The 8139-nt window shown below is 61.3% G+C and carries 6 protein-coding genes; 1 reads left to right on the forward strand and 5 read right to left on the reverse strand.

Translation table 11 applies throughout. The features are described from left to right. From B4E36_RS21515 to gyrB, 5 genes are all read right to left on the reverse strand, one after another. A partial coding sequence (locus B4E36_RS21515; RefSeq protein WP_345900808.1) for an ABC transporter ATP-binding protein occupies positions 1-408 on the reverse strand: 408 nt, incomplete at its 3' end. An 11-nt stretch (positions 409-419) separates the two neighbouring features. Continuing rightward, a complete protein-coding gene (locus B4E36_RS21520) occupies positions 420-1250 on the reverse strand; it encodes a carbohydrate ABC transporter permease (protein ID WP_292055422.1) in 831 nt (276 codons plus the stop codon). A gap of 2 nt (positions 1251-1252) precedes the next feature. Continuing rightward, positions 1253-2125 (reverse strand): carbohydrate ABC transporter permease, encoded by an 873-nt coding sequence (locus B4E36_RS21525; protein ID WP_018067599.1) that lies wholly within the window; start codon positions 2123-2125, stop codon positions 1253-1255. Between the two features lie 225 nt (positions 2126-2350). After that, the gene (locus tag B4E36_RS21530) at positions 2351-3664 is read right to left on the reverse strand and encodes an ABC transporter substrate-binding protein (RefSeq protein ID WP_292055421.1); all 1314 of its coding nucleotides are present in this window, start codon (positions 3662-3664) and stop codon (positions 2351-2353) included. Between the two features lie 494 nt (positions 3665-4158). Continuing rightward, entirely contained in the window at positions 4159-6594 is a 2436-nt protein-coding gene (gene gyrB, locus B4E36_RS21535; protein ID WP_292055420.1) for a DNA topoisomerase (ATP-hydrolyzing) subunit B, read from the reverse strand. A gap of 471 nt (positions 6595-7065) precedes the next feature. On the opposite strand from gyrB, the gene osmF reads away from it, so the two are divergent. Further along, positions 7066-7983 (forward strand): glycine betaine ABC transporter substrate-binding protein OsmF, encoded by a 918-nt coding sequence (osmF, locus tag B4E36_RS21540; RefSeq protein ID WP_292055419.1) that lies wholly within the window; start codon positions 7066-7068, stop codon positions 7981-7983. Positions 7984-8139 lie beyond the last annotated feature (156 nt).

Here is an 8139-nt window from a genome sequence, read left to right on the forward strand (position 1 = left end):
GCCGGAAAGCGCGCGCGGCTTGCGTTCCAGATAGTCGGTGAGGTTCAGGATTTTCGCCGCGTCCTCGACCTTGCGGTCGATCTCGGCCTTGTCGACATTCGCCATCTTCAGCGGAAAGCCGATATTGTTCCTGACACTCATATGCGGATAGAGCGCGTAGGACTGGAACACCATGGCAAGGCCGCGCTTTGCCGGCGGTTTGTCGGTGGCGTCCTCGCCATCGATCAGGATGCGGCCGGAGGTGACATCCTCCAGCCCGGCAATCAACCGGAGAAGCGTGGATTTGCCGCAGCCCGACGGGCCGACGAAGACGACGAACTCGCCCTCGTTGATTTCGAGGTCGATCGAAGGGATGACCGCGTGCTCGCCGAAATGCTTGGAAACTTTTTCAAGTCTGATGCTGCCCATTGGTCCTGTCCTTATTTAACCGCGCCGAAGGTGAGCCCGCGCACGAGCTGCTTCTGCGAAAACCAGCCGAGAATGATGATCGGCGCAATCGCCATGGTCGATGCCGCGGAAAGCTTGGCGTAGAACAGGCCTTCCGGGCTCGAATAGGAAGCGATGAAGGCTGTCAGCGGCGCCGCTTTCGAGGCCGTCAGGTTCAGCGTCCAGAACGCTTCGTTCCAGGCAAGGATGATGTTGAGGAGAAGGGTGGAGGCAATGCCGGGGATCGCCATCGGCGTCAGCACATAGACGATCTCCTTGCCGAGCGTTGCTCCATCCATCCGGGCGGCTTCGAGAATTTCACCCGGGATTTCCTTGAAATAGGTGTAGAGCATCCACACCATGATCGGCAGGTTGATCAGCATCATCACCACGATCAGGCCGGTGCGGGTGTCGAGCAGGCCGAGATCGCGGAAGATGATGTAGATCGGCACCAGAACGCCGACGGCCGGAAGCATCTTGGTGGAGAGCATCCAGAGCAGCACGTCCTTGGTGTGCGGCGTCGGCGAAAACGCCATCGCCCAGGCGGCCGGCACCGAGATCAAGAGGCCGATCACCGTGGAGCCGAGCGAGATCGCCACCGAATTCCAGAAATGGTGGAAATAGTTCGAGCGCGCCTGCACTTCGACATAGTTCTCCAGCGTCCACTGGAAGAACAGGAAGGAAGGCGGCGAGGATACGGCCTCGCCCTCGGTCTTGAAGCTGGTCAGAAACGTCCACAGGATCGGGAAGAAGATCAGGAACGCGATCAACCACGCCAATGCGGTGAAGGCGACTTTCTTCTGCGTTGTTACCTGGCGTGCCATCGTCAGTCCTCCAGATTTTTGCCGATCATGCGAACCAGGAAGATCGCAACGATATTGGCGAGAATGACGGCGATGATACCGCCGGCGGACGCACCGCCCACGTCGAACTGCAGCAATGCCTGCATGTAGACGAGGTAGGTGAGGTTGGTGCTTTCCGTGCCGGGGCCGCCATTGGTGGTGACCAGGATTTCGGCGAAGATCGAAAGCAGGAAGATCGTCTCGATCAGCACGACCACGGTGATCGCGCGCGCCATATGCGGCAGGATGATGTAGATCAGACGGTTCCAGGCATTGGCGCCGTCCATCTCGGAGGCTTCCTTCTGCTCCTCGGACAGCGACTGCAGCGCCGTCAGAAGAATGAGCGTGGCGAAGGGCAGCCATTGCCAGGTGACGATCAGGCCGATCGATGTCAGCGGTATCGATGACAGGAAGTCGATCGGCTGGATGCCCAGAAACCGCGCCAGCGAGGCGAACAGCCCGTTGACCGGGTTCATCAGCATGTTCTTCCACACCAGCGCCGAAACGGTCGGCATGACGAAGAACGGCGCGATCACCAGAATGCGCACGATGCCCTGCCCGAAGATCGGCTGATCGAGCAGCAGCGCCAGCGCGATGCCGCCGACAACGGTGGCGAACAGCACGCCGCCCACCAGCATCAGCGTATTGCCGATCGCCTGGAAGAAGGCCGGGTCGGTCAGGAAGAACCGATAATTCATGAAGCCGGCGAAGCTTTCCGTGCCCGGCATCAGCAGATTGTAGCGCAGGAACGAGAAGTAGATCGTCATCGACAGCGGTATGATCATCCACGCCAGGAGCAGAATGACCGAGGGCGCCATCATCAGCCGCGCCGCATTTTTGGTATGGGTCGTCGCCATTTCGGTGTTTCCCCGCAAAGTGGATCGTCAGGACGCCCGGCCATGCCGGCGTCCCAATCCCGTTCGTTCCGCACCCTGTTCGTCAGGCCGGTGTCGTATCTATCCGTTGGCTGGTGCGTAAAACCGGTTTTGCCGCCGTCACTTCATGCGCGGCGGCCATCATCATGTCGGCTTGAACTCCGAAGGCGACCGGACCCTTGAGCCCGGCCGCCCCGCGGAGGAAGGTTACTTGATGTAGCCGGCCTTCATCATTTCGCGCTGGGTGAGCTGCTGCGCGTTGTTGAGGGCCTGGTCGGCGGTCACGTTGCCGGCAAGGGCTGCCGAGAACTGCTGGCCGACGGCGGTGCCGATACCCTGGAATTCCGGGATCGAGACGAACTGCGCACCGGTATAGGGGATTTCCTGAACCGAAGGCTTGTTGGTGTCGACCGCGTTGATCGACTCCAGCGTCATTTCAGCAAAGGGTGCTGCCTCCTTGTAATCCGCGTTCTCGTAGAGCGAGGTGCGGGTGCCGGGAGGCGCCGCGCGCCAGCCATCCTGTTCGGCGACCAGATCGGTGTAGTGCTTGGATGTCGCCCAGGCGACGAATGCCTTGGCCGCATCGGCCTTGGTCGTCGAAGCCGGAATGGCGAGGTTCCACGACCACAGCCAATTGCCGCGGTTGCCGAGATCGCCCTTTTCCGGGAACAGAGCGAAGCCGACCGAATCGGCGACCTTGGATTCCTTCGGGTCGGTCACGAACGAGGCGGCGACGGTGGCGTCGATCCACATGCCGCACTTGCCCTGCTGGAACAGCGCGAGGTTCTCGTTGAAGCCGTTGGATGACGCACCGGGCGGGCCATAATTGTTCATCATGTCCAGATAGTCGGTGAGCGTCGCCTTCCACTCTTCTGTGTCGAACTGCGGTTTCCATTCCATATCGAACCAGCGCGCGCCATAGGAGTTGGACATCGCGCCGAGGAAGGCCATGTTTTCGCCCCAGCCGGCCTTGCCGCGCAGGCAGATGCCGTAAATGCCGGCATCCTTGTCGGTCATGGCCTTGGCAGCCGCCATGATTTCGTCCCAGGTCGGCTCGGCCGGGATCGTGACGCCGGCCTTTTCGGCTAGATCCGTACGGTACATCACCATGGCGCTTTCGCCGTAGAACGGAGCGGCATAGAGTTTGCCGTCCACGGAAAGGCCACCGGCGATGGCGGGCAAAAGGTCTGCTTCGTCATAGTCGGACGGCATGCCGGAGAGTTCCAAAAGCCAGTTCTGCTTGGCCCAGATCGGCACTTCGTAGTTGCCGATGGTCAAGACGTCGTACTGACCGCCCTTGGTGGCGATGTCGGTGGTGACCTTCTGGCGCAGCACGTTTTCTTCAAGCGTGACCCATTCGAGGTCGATATCCGGATGATCCTTGGTGAAATCGTCGGTGAGCTTCTGCATGCGGATCATGTCGCCGTTGTTGACGGTGGCGATGGTCAGCGTTTCAGCAGAAGCAACGCCGGTCAGGGCGACCAGCGAGCAAGCGGCGAGCAGCGTCGAATGAAGTTTCATACTCGTTCCTCCCTCAGAATTGAGCAATAGCTTACGATGTGGGCAATTACTCACCATAACGACGCATTCTGTCAAGTGGGCGAATGCTCATACTTTGGGCGAATGCCGCAATATACTTGTTTCGAAAGGGTAATTTTTCGGCACGGGAGGGTGATAAGGATGCGTGCCGGCAGCGCCAGATACGCCGACACCTGATCGACGTGGTCAAATGCGCTGATGTTTTCCGGAACAAGCCAAGTGGCGTCCGGCACACAAAATGTCGGTCACGTCTTGCTCAACCGAGCTACTTTGTAGCCTGTAGCCACATCATCAAGCGGCGCGTCATGAGCCTCGTGGCCAACGCTCGCGGCGCATCACCTTACGTTCTGCCGCTTGGCCCCGGCCAAGGCGTTATTGGGCGCCGAACCTGTCAGGCGCGACAAACGCAATTATATCCCCGGCGCGCGGCCGGGGATGATGTCAAAACAAGGAATGGCGTATGCGCCGCCCAACCGTCAGATATCGAGGTTCGCCACCGACAGCGCGTTATCCTGAATGAAGTCGCGGCGGGGTTCCACCTCGTCGCCCATAAGGCGGGAGAACAGGCCGTCGGCGCTGGTGGCGTCGTTGACCTTGACCTGCAGCAGCGAGCGGACATTGGGGTCCATCGTGGTTTCCCAGAGCTGCTCGGCGTTCATTTCGCCAAGACCCTTGTAGCGCTGCATGGTCAGGCCGCGACGGCCGGCTTCGAACACGGCTTCCAGCATGGCGCGCGGGCCGTAGATCGTGAGATCGCCATTCTTGCGCTTCAGCAGCGGCGGCTTCTCGTAAACCTCGAACAGACGGCCCTGAAGCTGGTCCATGTAGCGGGCGTCGACCGAGCCGATCAGGCCCATGTCGATATTGGCGACTTCCTTGACGCCGCGCACCGTGCGCTCGAAGCGCAGACCGCCATCCTCGCGCACGATCCCTTCCCAGCCGCGCTCGGTCTCCTCGGCGACCATGTCGAGACGCGCGGCGATATCGGCGGCCAGACGTTCGGCCTCGGCGGGATCGGTGACCCGCTCGGCGTTGAGCGCGCCGGCGATCGCCGCCTGCTCGACCACGTGGCGGTCATAGCGCGAATGGATGCCCTCCATCAGATTGCGCATCCGCACCGCATCGACGATCACCTGGCGCAGATCCGGACCGGCGCGGACTTCGCCGGAACCGAGATGCAGCGAGGCATCCTCGAGGCCCTGGTCGATCAGGTAATCCTCGAGCGCCTGCTCGTTCTTCAGATACTGCACCGACTTGCCGCGCGTGACCTTGTAGAGCGGCGGCTGGGCGATATAGAGATGGCCGCGCTCGATCAGCTCCGGCATCTGCCGGAAGAAGAAGGTGAGCAGCAGGGTGCGGATATGCGCGCCGTCGACATCAGCATCGGTCATGATGATGATCTTGTGATAGCGCAGCTTGTCCGGATTGTATTCGTCCTTGCCGATGCCGGTGCCAAGCGCCGTGATCATCGTGCCGATTTCCTGGCTCGACAGCATCTTGTCGAAGCGGGCGCGCTCGACGTTCAGGATCTTGCCCCGAAGCGGCAGGATCGCCTGGGTCTCGCGCGAACGGCCCTGCTTGGCGGAACCGCCGGCCGAGTCGCCCTCCACCAGAACCAGTTCGGATTTCGCCGGATCGCGGTTGGAACAGTCGGCGAGCTTGCCGGGCAGCGAGGCGATATCGAGCGCGCCCTTGCGCCGGGTCAGTTCGCGCGCGCGCCGGGCCGCCTCGCGGGCGGTCGCGGCCTCGGCGACCTTGGTGACAAGGATCTTTGCCTCGGTCGGATGCTCCTCCAGCCACTGGCTCAGCGCATCGTTGACGCAGCTTTCCACAACCGGGCGGACCTCGGAGGAGACCAGCTTGTCCTTTGTCTGCGACGAGAATTTCGGGTCCGGCACCTTCACGGAAAGCACGGCCGTCAGACCCTCGCGGCAGTCCTCACCCGTCAGCGTCACCTTTTCGCGCTTCAGGATGCCCGATGTGTCGGCATAGGAGATCATCTGGCGAGTCAGCGCGCCGCGGAAGCCCGCCATATGGGTGCCGCCGTCGCGCTGGGGAATGTTGTTGGTGAAGCAGAGCACGTTCTCGTGGTAGCTGTCGTTCCACCACATCGCCACTTCAACCGTGATGCCGTCCTTTTCGGTCGATATCGCGATCGGTTCGCTGACCAGCGGCTTCTTCGAACGGTCGAGATAGGCGACGAAGGCCGCCAGCCCGCCATCATAATGCATTTCCTTCGCCACCGGCTCGGCATGGCGGTTGTCGGTCAGGAGAATGCGCACGCCGGAATTCAGGAAGGCCAGTTCATGCAGGCGCTTTTCCAGCGTGTCATAGTCGAACTCGACCATGGTGAAGGTTTCCTGGCTCGGCATGAAGGTAAGTTCCGTGCCGGTCTCGCCCTCGGCATCGCCGATCACTTCCAGCGGCTTGTCGGCAACGCCGTGGGTGAACGAAATCTCGTGCAGCTTGCCATTGCGCTTGATCTTCAGCTTCAGCCACACCGACAGCGCGTTGACCACCGAAACGCCGACGCCGTGGAGACCGCCGGAGACCTTGTAGGAATTCTGGTCAAACTTGCCGCCGGCATGAAGCTGGGTCATGATCACTTCGGCCGCCGAGATGCCCTCGCCGGTATGAATGTCGGTCGGAATGCCCCGGCCATTGTCGGTGACCGAGACCGAACCGTCGGGGTTCAATGTCACGGTGACAAGATCGGCGTAGCCGCCAAGCGCCTCGTCGATCGCGTTGTCGACCACCTCATAGACCATGTGGTGGAGCCCCGAGCCGTCATCGGTATCGCCGATATACATGCCCGGCCGTTTGCGCACGGCATCCAGCCCCTTGAGAACCTTGATCGAATCAGCGCCGTATTCGGCGGGAACGCCGACGGCAATTTCTGGGGTTTCGCTCATAAACAGGTCTTTCCAAACGTGTTGGAGTGTGGGCGCGCGACAAAGGCGCCGAATCACTGCCGTTTTCAGGCACCGATCCTAGGGGAAAAGCCCTTTTCACTCAAATCGATGGGCCCTCTTTTACAGTCAAATTGGGGATAAGCCCAGCCCGTTTCAATGGCGGACGCGGCGGGAGCGGAATTGGACCCGAGCGGCAGGGAACGCATGGCGGATATTTCCGGCAAACCGGGGGCGCGGCCACATAAATCTTGTGTATGCTATCGTTATGGAACGGCGGCGCACTATCTGAAAGTGGGGTCGCCTTTCACCATCGCTTCCGGGCGCGGTCCGGCGGTGGCGAAGCGACAGCTTCCTTGTCGGTCGCCGGAGATGCGGCCGGACGAATTTTCGCGGCTGCGCCATTTGCGGGGTAACACCCGAAGGCGCGGCAACCGGCCCGGGACGGGCCGTTCCTAGAGAGAGGGAACCGATATGAAACGCATTCTCACCCTGACCGGCGCACTGGCGATCGCAGCCTTCGCCGCCGTCCAGACCGCCGCGGCAGCCCCCGTGGTCGTCTCCTCCAAGATCGACACCGAGGGCGGCGTGCTCGGCAACATCATCCTTCAGACGCTTCAGGCGAACGATATTCCGACGGAAAACAAGATCCAGCTCGGCGCCACCCCGATCGTCCGTCAGGCGATCACCGAGGGCCAGATCGACATCTATCCGGAATATACCGGCAATGCCGCCTTCTTCTACAACAAGGCAGACCTGCCGGTGTGGAAGAATGCCGAGGAAGGCTATGAGGAGGCCAAGAAACTCGATTACGACGCCGAGAAGATCGTCTGGCTGACGCCGGCCAATGCCAACAACACCTGGGCGATCGCGATCCGCAAGGAGATCGCCGACGACAACAATCTGTCCGATCTCTCCGAACTCGGCAAATATATCGCCGATGGCGGCGACATCAAGCTCGCGGCCTCTTCCGAATTTGTGACCTCGCCGTCAGCGCTTCCGGCCTTCGAGAAGGCCTATGGCTTCCACCTTGTGTCCGACCAGCTGATCACCCTTTCGGGCGGGGATACCGCGGCAACCATCGCGGCGGCCGCCAAGCAGACCTCCGGCGCCAATGCCGCCATGGTCTACGGCACCGATGGCGGTATCGCGCCGTCCGGCCTGAAGGTGATGGATGACGACAAGGGCGTGCAGCCGGTCTACCTGCCGACCCCGATCATCCGCGAGGCGCGTCTTGAGGAATATCCGCAGATCGCGGAGATCCTGAAGCCGGTCTTCGAGGCGCTCGACCTTGAGACCCTGCAGGACCTCAATGGCCGCGTCCAGGTTGGCGGCGAACCGGCCGATGCCGTCGCCAAGGAGTTCCTGACGCTGAACGGGTTTGTGAAGTAAGGCGGGTTGGAACGCACTGGGTAACCTCACCGCAAAGCCCTCCATAATCTCCCCCCTTGAGGGGGAGATGTCGCGACAGCGACAGAGAGGGGTAAAGGGCGTAAGCCCTAAAAGCCGCAAGCTCCGAATTCACCGAGAGGGTTCACCCCTCTCTGC

The sequence above is a fragment of the Martelella sp. UBA3392 genome, from assembly GCF_002358775.1.
GTDB lineage: Bacteria > Pseudomonadota > Alphaproteobacteria > Rhizobiales > Rhizobiaceae > Martelella > Martelella mediterranea.

Excerpts from the sequence above, each read along its gene's own strand:
- B4E36_RS21520 (WP_292055422.1), bottom strand. The coding sequence starts at position 1,250 with ATGGCACGCCAGGTAACAACGCAGAAGAAAGTCGCCTTCACCGCATTG.
- B4E36_RS21525 (WP_018067599.1), bottom strand. The coding sequence starts at position 2,125 with ATGGCGACGACCCATACCAAAAATGCGGCGCGGCTGATGATGGCGCCC.
- B4E36_RS21530 (WP_292055421.1), bottom strand. The coding sequence starts at position 3,664 with ATGAAACTTCATTCGACGCTGCTCGCCGCTTGCTCGCTGGTCGCCCTG.
- gyrB (WP_292055420.1), bottom strand. The coding sequence starts at position 6,594 with ATGAGCGAAACCCCAGAAATTGCCGTCGGCGTTCCCGCCGAATACGGC.
- osmF (WP_292055419.1), top strand. The coding sequence starts at position 7,066 with ATGAAACGCATTCTCACCCTGACCGGCGCACTGGCGATCGCAGCCTTC.